Here is a 15,672-nt window from a genome sequence, read left to right as displayed (position 1 = left end):
GGGCTGTTGTTGCTGGACCACGGCTATCTACCTATGTACGACAGAAGAAAATTACAGGAGTGGGCAATGGATTTGCACGGAAAATGCGCATTGATCACCGGGGCGAGCCGGGGAATCGGAGCCGCCGCGGCACGGGTCTTTGCAAATGCGGGGGCCAGCGTGGCGCTGGTCGCGCGCTCGGAGGCGGAGATTGCCGAACTGGCGGGCGAAATCGGGGCGCAGGCCATTGCCATTCCCTGCGATGTGAGCCGCTACTGGGAAGTGGCGGGCGCGGTCGAGGCCTGCCGGAGCACCTTCGGGGGGCTGGATATCCTGATCAACAATGCCGGTGTGATCGAGCCGATCAGCCACCTTGCCGCGTCGGACCCGGAGGATTGGGGCAAGGTCATCGATATCAATCTCAAGGGTGTCTATTACGGGATGCGCGCGGCGATGCCGGTGATGCAGGCGGCTGGCGGCGGGACGATCCTGACCGTGTCCTCGGGGGCCGCGCATAATGCGCTGGAGGGCTGGAGCCATTACTGCACCTCCAAGGCCGGGGCGGCGATGCTGACCATGTGCGCCCACAAGGAAGGGGCCGCGCACGGCATCCGCGCCATGGGGCTGTCGCCCGGCACGGTGGCCACGGAGATGCAGCACCAGATCAAGGCCTCGGGCGTGAACCCGGTCGCCCAGCTTGACTGGTCCGATCATATCCCGGCGGACTGGCCCGCGCAGGCACTCCTATGGATGTGCGGGGCGGGGGCCGATGACTATCTCGGCCAGGAAATTTCGCTGCGCGACCCGGAGATTCGGACAAAGGTGGGGCTGACATGATTACGCTGGACAAGAATGACGGGCTCTGGATCGCCACGATCGACCGCCCCGACAAGGCCAATTCTCTGACCTATGAGATGTTGTCGGAACTGGCCGATATCGCCGAGGCCGCACAGGCGGCGCGGGCGCTGATCCTGACCGGCGCGGGCAAGGTGTTTTCCGCGGGCATGGACCTGGAGGCCGCCAAAACCGACCTGCCGACCAACCCGGTCTGGGAACGACTATCAGGTGCTATTGCCGCGCTGCCCGGCCTCAGCATTGCAGCCCTGAACGGCACGGTGGCGGGCGGGGCGATGGGCATGGTGCTGGCCTGTGATCTGCGGATTTCGGTGCCCACCGCCAAGGCGTTCTATCCGGTGATGAAGCTCGGGTTTCTGCCGCAACCCTCCGATCCGGGCCGGCTCGCCGCCCTTGTCGGGGCGTCTCGCGCCAAGATGATCCTGATGGGCGGTCACAAGGTCAGCCCGGAAGAGGCGCTGGCCTGGGGGCTGGTGGAGCGGCATGTCGCGCCCGACGCCCTGCTGGACGAGGCCCGCGCGCTGGCAGCCGACACGCTGGGTGCGACGCGGGAACATGCCGAGGCGATCAAACGGCTGATCGGGTAAGAGTGTCTTGCGCGCCACGCGGGAGTAGTTTCGCCAAACACAAGTGGCGGGCGATCAGGTGACCTGCACCCAGTTCATCATGCCTGACATCTGGTGCGACGGCATGTGACAGTGAAACATCCAGTCGCCGGGGTTGTCGGCGACAAAGGCGATCTCGCGGCTCTCGTCAGGGGCAATGAGAAGCGTGTCGCGCCAGGGACCGAAGCTGCCATCCGCCAGGACCTCGCGGAAATGCATGCCATGCAGATGCATGGCGTGAAACCAGGCGGTGCGGTTGGTGATGGGTATGCGCACCGTCTCGCCCAGGGCGGCGCTGAGAAAGGGTGTTTCGGTTGACCCGGCAATGCCGTTGAAGGCCCAGAACTGACCTTGCTCGGCGAGCTCGCGAAAGCCCAGTTTCCTGCCGTCCCAGATGGCGCCTTCCGGCAGGCCACGCATCGCGCCGCCCTCCATCACCAGAGGGTAGGAGCGCGCCGCCGACAGATCGAGCGATGGCAGATCATTAGGGGGCAGCGGCCCGGGCGTGGGCCGGGGGGCGAGCGGGGCCCCGGACACGGCGAAGCTGACCAGCGCAAAGGTGCCCTGACGTTCCACCGAAGCAATCAGCGCCTCGTCGGCGGCGGTGATGTCCACGATCAGATCGGCGCGCTGCGCGGGGGCGATGACCAGTTCACTGGCTGGCTGAGGCGCAGGCAGGGGCATGCCATCCAGCGCCACGACCCAACCCTGCATCCCCTGCAGGGCAAGCCGGAATATCCGGGCCGTCGCGGTATTCACCAATCGCAGGCGCAAGCGCTCTCCGGTGCGGACCTGATAGCTCAGATCGTCGCGCGCGTTCACCGTCACGTAATTGCCCAGCCGCCCGGCATGGGACATATCGTGCCGGTGCCCGAAGGACGGGTGGATCTCGGCCGTCTCGGTCATCCGCCAGTCATCCAGCACCAGCACCTCGTCGCGGTCTACATCGGGCGGCGTGGCCTCATCCACCACCAGCACACCGGCGAGCCCGCGCGAGATCTGCTCGACCGAGTTGGCATGCGGGTGGTACCAGAACGTGCCCGCATCCCGGAGCGCGAAGCGGTAGTCGAAGCTTTCGCCCGGCATCACCGGCGCCTGGGTCATGTAGGGAACACCATCCATCGCATTGGGCAGGCGCAGCCCGTGCCAGTGGATCGTGGAGCCTTCGTCCAGGCCGTTGACAAAACGGACATCCAGAACCTCGCCCTGCCGATAGCGCAGCTGCTCGCCCGGAACCTGACCGTTATAGGCCCAGACCGGCGTGCGCGGATAGTCGGGCGGGGCGATCTGCAACGCCGTCGCGGCGGCCGTCAGACTGCGCGCTTGCGCCGAAGCCAGAGCGCCCCCTGCCCCGGCGACAAGCGGCAGGGCTGCGGCCCGGGTCAGAAGCTGGCGGCGTGTGAGCATGGGCAGGCTTTCGCTGGGACGTTTCGGATAAGGATGGGAAGAAATCGGCGCGGGTCAAGCACCGGCTCAGCGCTTGCGCCGCCGGCCCGGTGTCTTGGAGTGAAAGCCAGGCGGGCGCTTGGCCACCCAGGCGATGAATTTCTGCAGCCGGGGATGCGCGCGCAGGGCCTCGACCGTGTTGAAGTCGCGCGCCAGTTCGGCCTCGGTCAGGGTGGCGTGAATCTCGTTATGGCAGATCTGGTGCAACAGGACGGTTGGCCCGCCCTTGCCGCCCTTGAGCCGGGGCGTGAGGTGATGCTGGCTCTGCCGCGCCTCGGGCGGAATGGCGCGGCCACACAGGGGGCAGAGGGGATGATCCGACACTAGCGCTTGCACCTTTCTGGTTCGACGGGCATGACGATGGGGCGTGTATCACAAACGGCAAGGGGTGTGTGATGGAAGGGCAGCCAGAGATCGTAACGCGGGCCATGGATTACGCGATGCAGGGCTGGGAGATTGCCAGGGATTGGGCGATGAGCCCGGCGGCATGGTCACAGCTCGCGCTTCTGGTGGCGGCGTATCTGCTGGCCTGGCTGCTGGCGCGAACGCTGAAGCCGGTGCTGCGGCGGGTGCTGACACCGGCGGCGGAGAGCCGGTCGATCTTTGCCTCGGCGCGGCGGTTCGTGCTGGTCTTCGTGCCGTTGCTTCTGCCGTTGCTGGCCTATGGTTTCACCGCCATTGGCGAGACGGTGGTGCGGTCTCTGTTCGATTCCGGCGCAGTGATCGCCTTTGGCAAACGGGTCTTTCTGTTCCTCGCCGCGCGCAGCCTCGTGACGCAGATCCTGAAGGATCCGTTCCTCAAATTGTTGGGCAAATACATATTGTTGCCAGTTGCGGCCCTCTATGCCGTGGGTCTGCTCGACGTGGTGGCCGAAGCGCTGGAGACAACAATTGTGCCCTTGGGCAACATGTCGTTCAACCTGCTCTGGCTGATCCAGGGCGTTGCCCTTGGCAGCGTGATCTTCTGGCTGGGCCGCTGGTCCAACGACCAGTCCCACAGCTATATCCAGTCACAGGACGAGATGCCCCCCGCCACGCGGCAACTGGCTGCAAAGGCAGCGGAAATCGCCATTTTCGGCGCGGCGTTCCTGATCCTGATGAATATCATGGGAATCAGCCTGACAAGCCTTGCCGTGCTGGGTGGCGCGATTGGCGTGGGGCTTGGGTTCGGCCTGCAAAAGATCGCGTCCAACTTCATCTCGGGCGTGATCCTCCTGCTTGAAGGGCAGGCCACGGTGGGCGACTACGTCGAGCTTGATGGCGAGGCCGGCACCATCGTGAAGACCACCGCGCGGGCGATGATCCTTGAGACATTCGATGGCCGCTGGATCGTGGTCCCGAACGAGGATTTCATCACCGGGCGGGTCATCAACTATTCTGACCAGGGCACAGCGAACCGCTATGAGGCGCCGTTTTCGGTCAGCTATGATACTGATATCAATATCATTCCCGACATGATCGAAGAGGCGGTGAGCGCCCTTCCCTTCATCCTGCAAGAGCCTGATCCGCCCGATTGCGAGCTGCGCGGCTTTGGTGACAGCGGCGTGGATTTCGCGGTGGAATTCTGGGTCAACGGAATCGATGACGGCAAAAACCGGTATACGCCGCAGGTGCTGTTCGCGATCTGGAACGCCTTGAAAGCCAACAATATCGAGATCCCCTACCCGCAGCGCGTGGTGCATCATGTGGGGCTGAACGGGCAGGAGCCGCCCGCCTCGTGACGGATGCGCTTGTCATCGGTGCGGGGCCCGCCGGTCTGATGGCGGCGGAGGCCCTGGCGGAGGCTGGGCTGAGCGTGCTGGTGGCTGAGGCGAAACCGTCACCGGCGCGCAAGTTCCTGATGGCCGGAAAATCGGGGCTGAACCTGACAAAATCACAGGATTCAGCAGCGTTTATAAAGGCTTATGGAGATGTGCCCGCGCTCCGCCCGATGCTCGAAGCCTTTGGTCCGCAAGAGGTGATGGCCTGGGCCGAAGGGCTGGGGCAGCCGCTCTTCACCGGCAGCACTGGGCGGGTTTTTCCCACGGCGATGAAAGCCTCTCCGCTCCTGCGCGCCTGGCTCGCGCATCTGGAGCGGCTCGGCATCGACCTCAGGCGACGGTGGCGCTGGACGGGGTGGGATGGTGGCGCGGTTCTCTTCGAAACACCTGAGGGAAATCAGCGACTTACCCCCCGTGTCACGGTGCTGGCCTGTGGCGGAGCGAGCTGGGCGCGGTTGGGGTCGGACGGGGTCTGGGCCAAGCATCTGCCCGGTCAGACCGCACCGTTTCAACCCGCAAATATGGGGATTCGCATCCATTGGTCGGAGCATATGGCCCGGCATCTGGGACAGCCTGTCAAAGGCATAACCCTGCGCGCGGGCGATTTACAATCGCGGGGCGAGGTGGTGATTTCGGCGCAGGGGCTGGAGGGCGGCGGGCTGTATGAAGTGTCTCGCGCGGTGCGCGACGGTGCGCCGCTGATCCTCGATCTGCTGCCCGATCTTAGCGCAACGCAGATCCGCGAGCGGCTGGCGCGGCCGCGTGGCAAGCAGAGCCTGAGCAACCACCTGCGCAAGGCGTTGAAACTGCCGCCCGAAAAGCAGGCCTTGCTGATGGAGTTTACCCGCCCCCTGCCCGAAGATTTATCACCTGTTATCAAGGGCTTGCAGGTCAAACATTCCGGCCCTGCCCCGATGGATCAGGCAATCTCAACCGCCGGGGGCCTGCGGTTTGACGCGCTTGACGGGGGCCTGATGCTGCGCACCCGGCCCGGCAGTTTTGCCGCGGGCGAAATGCTGGACTGGGAGGCGCCGACGGGCGGCTATCTGATCACCGCCTGTCTTGCCACCGGGCTCTGGGCCGGGCGCGCCGCGGCGGATTGGGCCAGAACCCACGGGTGAGCGCGAAATTTTGTACAAATTGTACAAAATGACCCCCTGAATTGTACAATCGACATTCTGGGCGAAAATCCGCCTGATCGGGCCGGCTGCGCCCCGGGCCACCCGCCGCGGCGCGGCGCGGCCGTCACGGCATGTCGATGACCTTCTGAAAGGCCGGGCGCGCCTGCATCCGCTCCTGATAGGCCGTCAGCTTCTCGCCCGGGGCGGGGAACTGAGCCATCCCGGCCCAGCGCAGGCAATGGGTGAGCAGGATGTCAGGCACGCTCATCGCCTCGCCCATCACGAACGGGCCGGACAGCCCGTCTTCGATACGGGCGATGTTGCGGGCGTATTCCCATTTGAGGCTGTCCTTGACCTCGGGCACGCGGTGTTCCTCGGGCAGGATGAAGCTGTGCCGGGCGGCGGTCCAGAGCACGCCGTCGAGATCGTCGAGGATGGTCTGGGTCATGGCGTCCTGCCGGGCGCGGGCGATGGTGCCCGCAGGGGCGGTGAGCGCGCCGTGTTTGTCGGCGAGGTAGGTCATGATCGCGGTCGAGTCGGTGATCACCGCGTCGCCCTCGCGCAGGGCCGGGATCTTGCCCGAGGGGTTGGCGGCGCGGGCCTCGTCGCTGCGGGGCTTGGCGGGGATATGGGTGTAGTCCAGCGCCAGCTCTTCGGCCAGCCAGAGCACCCGGATGGCGCGGCTGGCGCGGGTGCCGATTATCTCGTACATGGGGGTCTCCTTGGGTGACGGTTTGGCGGCAGCGTCGCGCGCACACCGGCAAATGGCAAGGGGCATGATACTGTCGGAAACTGTCATGACGTCTGGCTAGGGTCGCGCTATGGTTTGGAAAGCGGAGGAGAGCCAGATGGACAAGACCGGATCATGCCTGTGCGGGGCTGTGCGATTCACCCTCGGGGATGTGCCCGGACAGACCGGGGCCTGTCATTGCGGCATGTGCCGCAAGTTTTCGGGCGGGGTCTATCTTGGGGTGCAGGTGCCGGGCGGGAAGGTGACGTTCCAGTCGGACGACACACTTGCCCGCTATGCCTCCTCCGCCTGGGCCGAGCGCGGGTTCTGTGCCCGCTGCGGGAGCAGCCTGTTCTACCGCGTCACCGCACCGGGCCCGCATCACGATCAGCATCATTTCGGGCTGGGCAGCCTGGACGATACCACGGGCATCACACTGACCGAGGAGATTTTCATCGACCGCAAGCCCGAGGGCTATGCCTTTGCGGGAGACACGCACAAGATGACCGAGGCCGAGATGATGGCGCTGTTTGCGCCGCCCGAAAGCTGACCGCCGATGCAGACGACCGGTACGGCCCGCAATATCGCCCTGTTGCCCTGGATCAGTTTCGCGCAGTCGCTGCTGTTCTGGCAGGCGGTATGGTTTCTGTATTTCCAGGCGCAGCTATCGGCGGCCGAGGCGATCCTGCTTTATGTGGTCTATGATCTGGCCGCGACCGTGCTGGAGGTGCCGTCGGGCTATATGTCGGACCGGCTGGGCCGGCGGCTGACGCTGATCGCGAGCGCCGCGGCGGCGACGGCGGGCGCGGTGTTGCTGGCGCTTGGGGGCGGCTTTCTTGTTTTCGCGGCGGCACAGGTGCTGATGGGGGCGGCGACGGCGTTCTGGTCGGGCACCGGGTCATCCATCCTATATGAGAGCCTCAGGGCCGAAGGGCGCTCGGCGGAGGTGGAGCGGCAGGAACTGGTGATTTGGCGGGTCATGTTCATAGCACTTGCCCTGTCGGCGGCGGCGGGCGGGGCGATGGCGCGCTGGTCCGGGACCGCGCCGTTCTGGGCGACCGCGCTGGCCGGGGCATGGATGCTGGCGCTGACGCTCAGGCTGCGCGAGCCCGCAAAGGACCGGCAGGAATATCAACCGCTTGGCGCGCAGTTGCGGGTCTTGCGCGGGTGGTTTGCGCGGCCGCTGCTGCTCTGGCTGTTCGGCCTGAGCGTGGGGCTTTATGTGCTGGGGCATGTGCCTTTCGTCTTTGGCCAGCCCTTCATCCTGGAGGCGCTGGAGCGGCAGGGACTGGCGGGAGAGGCGCCGGTGATCAGCGGCGTGGTGAGTGCGACGATGATGGTGCTGTCGGTGCTGGCCTCGCTGGTGGCGGGCGGCCTGAGGGCGCGGATCGGGCTGGCGGCGATGCTTTTGCTGGCGCTGGCGATGCAGCTGGGGCTGATCGGGGCGCTGGCGGCCAGCAATGCGCCCTGGGTGATCGCGCTCTTGTTCCTGCGGATGGTGCCAAGCTCGCTCTCCACCCCGTTCATTCAGGCGCGCATCCAGCCGGAGCTGAGCGACGATCTGCGCGCGACTTTCCTGTCGCTGAAAAGCTTTGTCGGGCGGATCGTCTTTGCGGCGGCGCTGTTCTGGGCGGCGGGCAGCAGCAACGCGGTGGGCAAAATGGCCTATGGCGAGATGCAGGTGATCCTGCTGGGGTTCCTGCTGGGCGGTCTGGCGCTCTGGGCGGTGTTGGCGATGAGTGTCCGGCGGATACCGCTGGAGAGACGGGAGAATGGTGCGTGAGATCACGCACCCTACGGCTCAGCGCGCGGCGAGGCGCGACAAGCGGATGAGCGCGCGTTCCACGAGGGCCATGTCGGGGGCGGATTGCCCGGCGGAGCGCAGTTTGAGATCGGTTTCGGTCAGCAGGCCCAGCGCCTGTTCCAGCTTGGGCGCGCCCCATTTCTGGGCCTGGCGCAGCATCCGGTCGCGGCGCGGGCCGAAGACCGGCGGGCGCACGCGCGCGATCCCCGCCGCCGCCCCGCCCGGATCGGAGGCCGCCGCGTAAAGCGTGCGGAAATGGCGGGTGGCGTTGATGCAGAGGCCCACGGGCTGGACCCCCTGCGCCTTGAGCCGCCGCATGAGCGGGCCGATTTCGCCAGAGCGGGCCTCGGCCACCACATTCAGCACGTCGTCCATATCCGCCTCGGTCGAGCCGGGGGCGCAGGCGATGACATCCTCGGAGGTCAGCGGCGCGGGGTCGCTGAGTTTGTAAAGCGCAATCTTTTCAATCGTCTGCCGGAAATCACCGGGGTCGAGCACGCGCGACAGACCGGTCAGGTCGGTCATGGCCTCGGGGCTGATCCGGGCGAGCCCCGCGCGGTTCAGTTCGGCCTCGATCTCGGCCCGGCTGGGCGGGTCGTCATAGATGGCCGCCGCATAGGCATTGGGATGCCCCTCGAAGAGTTTGCGCAGCTTCGACGTGGCCTTGAGCGTGCCTGCGGTGACGATGACCTGCGCATCGCCCGGCTGCCAGTCGGTCAGCGCGTCGGTGATGACGGGGGCGAGCGTATCGTTGGCATCCTCGACGAAGGCCACGCGCGGGCCGGGGAAGAACCCGACGGCCTTGACCGCGTCCATGAGCAACGCCTTGTCCTTGCGCAGATCGGCGGCGGAGATCCGGGTGAGGCGCATTTCCTCCTCGCCCTGGGGGCCGATCAGGGCCGCGATCACCTCCTGCCGCCTGAGCGCCACGCGCATCGCGTCGGCCCCGTAGATCAGAAGCCCGGTGCGGTCAGGCTCGGGACGGGCGAAATAGCCCGGGGCGTCACGGGGGCTGAGCTTCATGCGGGCAGGTCGGGCGAGGCGGCCAGAAGGCGGGTGACGATCTGATCGCCCAGAACCACCATCAGCCGCGCCTCGGCATCGCGTTTGGCGGCCTGGGTCGCCACGGTGGTGCCCGAGGTGGAATAGGAGGTGAAACTGTCGACCTTGCCGGAGGCCAGCACGGCGCCGGAGGTCAGGTCGCGCAGGGCATAGGTGATCTCGCCCAGCACGTTGTAGCGGGTGGTCACGTTATTGGCCGAAATGGCAATCGGCGCCTCGGAGAGCTCAATGGCGTAGCTGAGGCCATAGCGCGCGGCCCCTGCGCGGCCCAGCCGGTCTTCGAGGTGGCGGGTGAGCAGATAGCCGGGACGGTCGGAGGGGGCATCGACCTCGATACTGTCCTGCAGGCGGTTTCCGGCCCCACCGGGCGCGTAGGCGGGCGTGAACCCGCACCCGGCAAGGCCGAGGGCGGAGAGCAGGAGAAAGCGGCGGCGGTTAAACGACGACATTCACGATCCGACCGGGGACGACGATGACCTTCTTGGGCTGGGCCCCGTCCAGCGCCTTGAGCACAGCATTATGGCTGAGGGCCAGTTTTTCAACCTCCTCCTTGGCCATGTCCGCCGGTACGCTGATTTCGGCCCGGCGTTTGCCGTTGATCTGGATGGGCAGGGTGATGGCGTCATCCTTGAGCATGGCCTCATCCGCGACGGGCCAGGGCGCGTGGATGATCAGCCCCTCGCCACCGAGCATCTGCCAGAGTTCCTCGGAGAGATGCGGCGTCATCGGGGACATGAGTTGCGCGAGGGTTTTGGCGGCCTCACGTTTGGCCCCTGCCCCGGCCTTGGATTTGGCCAGCGTGTTGGTGAAGGCGTAAAGCTTGGCGATGGCGGCGTTGAAGCCGAAGCTTTCGACACCGCCGGTGACATCATGTATACATTTGTGCATCTCGCGCAGAAGCGGCTCGTCGGCCTCGGGCAAGGCCGCCTCGCTGCTGGCCGCGATCTCGGAACAGAGGCGGTGCACACGGGAGAGGTGTTTGTAGGCGGCTTCGGCCCCGGCGGCGGTCCATTCCACGTCCCGTTCGGGCGGGCTGTCGGAGAGGACGAACCAGCGGGCGGTATCGGCGCCGTAAGCCGAGATGATGCTGACCGGGTCGACCACGTTTTTCTTGGACTTGGACATCTTGGCGGAGGGGATGATCTCGACCTCCGTGCCATCGGCCAGCTTGCCGTCGGTCACCTCTTCGGGGAGGTGGTAGACCGGGCGACCATTGGCATCGCGGGTCTGGTAGATCTCATGGGTGACCATGCCCTGGGTGAAGAGCGCGTCAAACGGCTCTTTCGCGCTCTCCGGCAGGTGGCCGCAGATATGCATCGCGCGGGCGAAGAAGCGGGAATAGAGCAGGTGCAGGATGGCGTGCTCGATCCCGCCGATATACTGGTCCACGTTCATCCAATACCCGGCCTCGGCCAGATCGGTGGGGGTTTTGGCACGCGGGGCGGTGAAGCGGGCGAAATACCAGGAGCTGTCGACGAAGGTGTCCATCGTATCCGTCTCGCGCTGGGCGGGCGCACCGCAGGAGGGGCAGGCACAGTCGCGCCAGGTAGGATGCCGGTCGAGCGGGTTGCCGGGCACATCGAAGGTCACGTCATCGGGGAGTTGGACCGGCAGGTTCTCTTTCTTCTCGGGCACCACGCCGCAGGTCTCGCAATGCACGACAGGGATCGGGCAGCCCCAGTAGCGCTGACGGGAGAGGCCCCAGTCGCGCAGGCGGTACTTCACCTGACCCGTGCCGAGGCCCTGCGCCTCGAACCAGTCGATCGTGGTGTCGATGGCGTCCTGGCTGGTAACGTCCTTGATGCCGGTGAAATGGTCGATGAAGACCACGGGCTCGGATTTGGCGGGGACAAGCGCCTCGTTTTCGACCTCGACCTCTTGACCCGGCATGTAGAAGGCGTTGCGTACCTCAAGCCCGTATTTGCGGGCGAAGTCGAGGTCGCGCTGGTCATGGGCCGGACAGCCGAAGACAGCACCCGTGCCGTAATCCATCAGGACGAAGTTGCCGACCCAGACGGGCAGCGTTTTGTCGGGGTAAACCGGATGCTGCACGGTGATGCCGGTATCGATCCCTTTCTTCTCGGCCTTTTCCATCGCCGCTTCGGTCGTGTCCATCTTGCGGGTCTCGGCGATGAAGGCGGCCAGTTCGGCGTTGTCCTCAGCCAGCGCCCGGCTGACGGGATGCTCGGGCGAGATGGCGATGAAGCTGGCGCCGCGCATCGTGTCGGGGCGGGTCGAGTAGCAGACGATCGCCTCCCCACCATCGGTGCGCTGGAAGGGGATTTCGATCCCGCGCGATTTGCCGATCCAGTTTTCCTGCATGAGCCGCACCTTGGCGGGCCAGTTGTCGAGGGTGTCGAGGGCTTCGAGCAGTTCCTCGGAGAAATCGGAGATCTTGAAGAACCACTGTGTCAGCTCGCGCTTTTCCACATCCGCGCCCGAGCGCCAGCCCTTGCCGTCGATCACCTGTTCATTGGCCAGCACGGTCATATCCACGGGGTCCCAGTTGACCACGGCGTTCTTGCGGTAGACGAGGCCCTTATCGAGGAAATCGAGGAACAGCGCCTGCTGCTGGCCGTAATATTCCGGGTCGCAGGTGGCGAACTCGCGGGACCAGTCGATCGACAGACCGAGCGGCGTCATCTGCGCGCGCATGTCGGCGATGTTGTCATAGGTCCAGGTTTTCGGATGGCCGCCGCTGGCCATTGCGGCGTTTTCGGCGGGCATGCCGAAGGCGTCCCAGCCCATCGGGTGCAGCACATTGTGCCCGGTGGCGAGCTTGTGGCGCGCGATCACGTCGCCCATCGTGTAGTTGCGCACATGGCCCATATGGATACGCCCCGAGGGATAGGGGAACATCTCGAGCACGTAATATTTGGGCTTGTCGCCCGTGCGCTCGGCCTTGAACACGCCGGCCTTGTCCCAGGCCTCTTGCCATTTCGCTTCGATCTCGGCGGCGGTGTAGCGCTGCATGATCCCCGTGTCCCTTACTCTTGTCTTCGTCTTTGCCTGACGCGTGATAGGCTGCACACGCGCTATGGTCCAGAGCAAAGCGGGCCTTTGCAGAGCGTGCAGAGCGGCCTATAACCGGGCAAAACGATAAATCGAGCACCGCAGACCATGAAAATCCTGTTCATCCACCAGAATTTCCCGGGTCAGTACAAGCATCTGGCCCCGCTCCTGGCCGCCCGTGGGCATGACTGCGTGGCGCTGACACTCAGGGTGAAGGAGCCGGGCAATTGGAAAGGGGTGCGGCTGGTGCCCTATGCGCTGCCCAATCGCACGGGTCAGAATGTGCACCCCTGGATCGTGGACCTCGACACCAAGGTGACGCGCGGCGAAGCGTGTTATCGCGCGGCCTGCAAGATGCGGGATGACGGTTTCACCCCCGATCTGATCCTGGCGCATCCGGGCTGGGGCGAGTCGATGTTCCTGCGCGATGTCTGGCCGGAGGCACGGATGGGCCTTTATTGCGAGCTTTATCATTTGTCGGACTACCCGCATCTGCATTTCGACCCGGAATTCGAGATGCCAAGCGACACCGCCCCGCTGCGCATAAGGCTGAAGAACCTGAACAACCACATCCACTTCCCCCTGGCGGATGCCGGCATCAGCCCGACGCGGTTTCAGGCCGACACCTTTCCGCAGCCCTTCCGCGACAAGATCACCGTGAGCCATGACGGGATCGACACCCGCACGGCGCGCCCCGATCCGGAGGTGCGGCTGAGCATCGAGGGACAGGTGGATGTGACCCGAGAGGATGAGGTGATCACTTTCATCAACCGCAATCTGGAGCCCTATCGCGGCTATCACCGTTTCATGCGGGCGCTGCCCGAGCTGCTCAAGCGGCGGCCCGAGGCGAAGGTGCTGATCGTGGGCGGCGACGATGTGAGCTATGGCGCGCGCCCCGCGAAGGGCACGACCTGGAAGCAGATCTTCATCGACGAGGTGCGCGGCCAGATTTCAGATGCCGATTGGGCGCGGGTGCATTACCTGGGGCGCATCCCTTATGACCAGTTCCTCAGGCTGTTGCAGGTCTCCCGCGTGCATGTCTACCTGACCTACCCCTTCGTGCTGAGCTGGTCGCTGATGGAGGCGATGGCCTGTGAGGCGGCGATCGTGGCCTCGGACACGGCCCCGGTGCGCGAGGTGCTGAGCGATGGGGAAACCGGGCGGCTGGTCGATTTCTTCGATACCGGTGCTCTGGTGGAGACGGTTTGCGAGCTGCTCGACGACCCGGAACAGCGCGCGCGGCTGGGCCGCGCGGCACGGGCGCTGATGGTCGAGCAATACGAGCTTAACGATATCTGCCTGCCGCGACAGCTGGAGTGGGTGGAGGCGCTGATGCGGATGCCGACCAATCAGGGCTGACGTCCCGGTCGGACCCGGGACGGGCGGGTGCGGCGTTAAAGGCTGACGCGCCGGATCAGTACCGGCCAGCCTGAATGCGCAATTGGCGGGCCCGGTTCAGGATCGCATCTTCGACAGCGCGCTGGGTGCCTGCGGCGACGGGCACGCCGCCGCTGGTTTGCAGCGCCACATTGAGCGAACGCGCATCCAGCGCCGGATCGGAAATCAGCACGGTGGCGCGATAGGCGCGGCCCCCGCCGGGCGGGCGGCCATACCCGGTGCTGATCACGCCGGTGAAGGGATCGGCCGATTCGATGGGCAGGAAGTTGAGTACCTCCAGCGAGGCCGTCCACAGGAAGCGGTTGACCTTCACTTCGCCCGATCCGCCCTTGAAGATGTCAAACAGCGAGCCGCCGCTCTGCACCCGGGCCGCGCCCGAGCTTTCGCGTCCGCTGGCCACCTGACCGGTGTTCGGATCAAGCGCGATATTCTGATTCTGACCGCAGGCGCCAAGTACCACCAGACCGGCGAGCACAAGCAAGGTGTTTCTCAGGCGGGAAAAGATCATGTCAGCGTCTCAAATTGTTGCCCTTCCCTACTATCCAAGCTGGACGGTCGGGGCAAGCCGTTTGGGCGCCAAGCGGCATTTGTTATCGGCAAGTGGCGCATCCGGGCCGTTTTGGGGGATTGCCCCCGCCTTGGCCGCTATGGCAAGCAGGAGGCGAGATATCAGCCGATGGGAGCCCGCATTTGAGCCTCGCAGAGATCACCGCCCGTTTGCACAAAGCCGAAGCCGACGCAGGCCGCGAAACCGGCAGCGTGCGCCTGATCGCGGTCTCCAAGGTCCAGCCCAACGCGCGGGTCGAGGCGGTGCTGGAAGAGGGCCACCGCTGTTTTGGCGAGAACCGGGTGCAGGAAGCGGCCGGCAAATGGCCGGAGTTCCGCGAGCGGTTTGACGGGATCGACCTGCACCTGATCGGCCCCTTGCAGACCAACAAGGCGCGGCAGGCCTTCGGGCTGTTTCAGGCGATCCACTCGGTCGACCGGCCCAAACTGGCGCATACAATCGCGCGGCTGGCGCAGGAGGAAGGGCATTGCCCCGAGTTGTTTTTACAGGTGAATACCGGCGAAGAGCCGCAAAAGGCCGGTGTGCTGCCGCGCGAGGCGGATGATTTCGTGGCCGAATGCCGCGCGCTGGATCTGCCGGTCAAGGGGCTGATGTGCATCCCGCCGGTGGACGAAGAGCCGTCCCTGCATTTCGCGCTTCTGGCCAAGATCGCCGCGCGCAACGGCCTGACCGGTCTTTCGATGGGGATGAGCGGCGATTTCGAGCGCGCCGTGGCACTTGGGGCCACCCATGTGCGCGTCGGCTCGGCCATTTTCGGCGCGCGCGACTACGGCTGAGCCCGCACGATCAGCCGCGCGCCGGGGGCCACCCGCGCCGCGATCCAGCGCAGGTGATCGGGCCGGAACGCCACGCAACCCGCCGTGGGATAGCCCGGCCTGCGCCACTGATGCAGAAAAATGCAGGAGCCGCGCCCCGGCTCGGCCTCGGGCCAGTTCCAGTCGGTGATCAGCACCAGATCATAAAGCGGATCGCCGCGCCGCATCACCTCATGCGAATGCGCATAAGGCCTTGACACTAATAGGTTATAGTCAGGCTCCCCAGAGGCATCCGACCACAGATCACCGGGCCGGATCGGCTCGGCCCAGGGGCTGGGCCGCGCCATCCGGTCCGGCCGGTACATCATGCCGACGATCCGGTGCACCCCTTTCGGCGTGCCGCCATCGCCCTCGCGCTTGTCCGCCACGATACCGCCCTGCCCCACCGTGCAGGGAAAGCGCCGCCCGGCAAAACGCAGGCCCATTGGCGTCAAAACCAGATCGTCCAAACCCTTTGCCCCTGCTTTCATTGTTCCGCAAATACTCCGGGGGTTTGGGGGCAGAGCCCCCATTCAAA

16 protein-coding genes are annotated in these 15,672 nt (G+C 65.5%); 8 read left to right on the top strand and 8 right to left on the bottom strand.

Annotation, left to right across the window (positions count from 1 at the left end; genetic code table 11):
- The first annotated feature begins 66 nt into the window (after nt 1-66).
- A complete protein-coding gene (locus EI983_RS04770; RefSeq protein ID WP_157706258.1) occupies nt 67-816 on the top strand; it encodes an SDR family oxidoreductase in 750 nt (249 codons plus the stop codon).
- Complete coding sequence (locus EI983_RS04765) at nt 813-1,421, top strand: enoyl-CoA hydratase/isomerase family protein (protein WP_157706257.1); 609 nt, start codon at nt 813-815, stop codon at nt 1,419-1,421. Before EI983_RS04770 ends, EI983_RS04765 begins: the two co-directional genes overlap by 4 nt.
- A gap of 54 nt (nt 1,422-1,475) precedes the next feature.
- Here the strand turns inward: EI983_RS04765 and EI983_RS04760 are convergent, their stop codons facing one another.
- Nucleotides 1,476-2,846, bottom strand: coding sequence for a multicopper oxidase family protein (locus tag EI983_RS04760; RefSeq protein WP_157706256.1), 1,371 nt, complete (start codon nt 2,844-2,846; stop codon nt 1,476-1,478).
- 66 nt (nt 2,847-2,912) lie between these two features.
- A complete protein-coding gene (locus tag EI983_RS04755) occupies nt 2,913-3,209 on the bottom strand; it encodes an HNH endonuclease (RefSeq protein WP_157706255.1) in 297 nt (98 codons plus the stop codon).
- Nucleotides 3,210-3,280: 71 nt separating this feature from the next.
- On the opposite strand from EI983_RS04755, the gene EI983_RS04750 reads away from it, so the two are divergent.
- Entirely contained in the window at nt 3,281-4,606 is a 1,326-nt protein-coding gene (locus EI983_RS04750) for a mechanosensitive ion channel family protein (RefSeq protein ID WP_157706254.1), read from the top strand.
- Nucleotides 4,603-5,766, top strand: coding sequence for a TIGR03862 family flavoprotein (locus tag EI983_RS04745; protein WP_157706253.1), 1,164 nt, complete (start codon nt 4,603-4,605; stop codon nt 5,764-5,766). Before EI983_RS04750 ends, EI983_RS04745 begins: the two co-directional genes overlap by 4 nt.
- Before the next feature lie 124 nt (nt 5,767-5,890).
- Here the strand turns inward: EI983_RS04745 and EI983_RS04740 are convergent, their stop codons facing one another.
- A complete protein-coding gene (locus tag EI983_RS04740) occupies nt 5,891-6,478 on the bottom strand; it encodes a glutathione S-transferase family protein (protein ID WP_157706252.1) in 588 nt (195 codons plus the stop codon).
- Nucleotides 6,479-6,587: 109 nt separating this feature from the next.
- On the opposite strand from EI983_RS04740, the gene EI983_RS04735 reads away from it, so the two are divergent.
- Nucleotides 6,588-7,046: a GFA family protein gene (locus EI983_RS04735; protein WP_246162284.1), complete on the top strand. Its 459-nt coding sequence runs from the start codon at nt 6,588-6,590 to the stop codon at nt 7,044-7,046.
- Between the two features lie 6 nt (nt 7,047-7,052).
- Entirely contained in the window at nt 7,053-8,279 is a 1,227-nt protein-coding gene (locus tag EI983_RS04730; RefSeq protein ID WP_157706251.1) for an MFS transporter, read from the top strand.
- A gap of 18 nt (nt 8,280-8,297) precedes the next feature.
- Here the strand turns inward: EI983_RS04730 and holA are convergent, their stop codons facing one another.
- From holA to leuS, 3 genes are read right to left on the bottom strand one after another with little or no spacing between them, the layout of a single operon-like run.
- Nucleotides 8,298-9,323, bottom strand: a complete 1,026-nt coding sequence (holA, locus tag EI983_RS04725) for a DNA polymerase III subunit delta (protein ID WP_157706250.1) — start codon at nt 9,321-9,323, stop codon at nt 8,298-8,300.
- On the bottom strand, nt 9,320-9,811 hold the full coding sequence (gene lptE, locus EI983_RS04720) for an LPS assembly lipoprotein LptE (protein WP_157706249.1): 492 nt from the start codon (nt 9,809-9,811) through the stop codon (nt 9,320-9,322). Before lptE ends, holA begins: the two co-directional genes overlap by 4 nt.
- Nucleotides 9,798-12,335, bottom strand: a complete 2,538-nt coding sequence (leuS, locus tag EI983_RS04715) for a leucine--tRNA ligase (protein WP_157706248.1) — start codon at nt 12,333-12,335, stop codon at nt 9,798-9,800. The genes lptE and leuS overlap by 14 nt, the downstream gene beginning before the upstream one ends.
- A 147-nt stretch (nt 12,336-12,482) precedes the next feature.
- On the opposite strand from leuS, the gene EI983_RS04710 reads away from it, so the two are divergent.
- A complete protein-coding gene (locus EI983_RS04710; protein ID WP_157706247.1) occupies nt 12,483-13,733 on the top strand; it encodes a glycosyltransferase in 1,251 nt (416 codons plus the stop codon).
- A 55-nt stretch (nt 13,734-13,788) separates the two neighbouring features.
- Here the strand turns inward: EI983_RS04710 and EI983_RS04705 are convergent, their stop codons facing one another.
- On the bottom strand, nt 13,789-14,280 hold the full coding sequence (locus tag EI983_RS04705; protein WP_157706246.1) for a DUF3576 domain-containing protein: 492 nt from the start codon (nt 14,278-14,280) through the stop codon (nt 13,789-13,791).
- Between the two features lie 182 nt (nt 14,281-14,462).
- Between EI983_RS04705 and EI983_RS04700 the strand changes: the two genes are divergently transcribed.
- Nucleotides 14,463-15,116, top strand: coding sequence for a YggS family pyridoxal phosphate-dependent enzyme (locus EI983_RS04700; protein WP_157706245.1), 654 nt, complete (start codon nt 14,463-14,465; stop codon nt 15,114-15,116).
- Here EI983_RS04700 and EI983_RS04695 read toward each other — a convergent pair.
- Nucleotides 15,107-15,580, bottom strand: coding sequence for a L,D-transpeptidase family protein (locus tag EI983_RS04695; protein ID WP_246162384.1), 474 nt, complete (start codon nt 15,578-15,580; stop codon nt 15,107-15,109). The genes EI983_RS04700 and EI983_RS04695 overlap by 10 nt on opposite strands.
- Between the last annotated feature and the right edge of the window lie 92 nt (nt 15,581-15,672).

Source organism: Roseovarius faecimaris, assembly GCF_009762325.1.
Classification (GTDB): domain Bacteria; phylum Pseudomonadota; class Alphaproteobacteria; order Rhodobacterales; family Rhodobacteraceae; genus Roseovarius; species Roseovarius faecimaris.
This window is presented reverse-complemented; position numbering and strand designations above follow the sequence as displayed.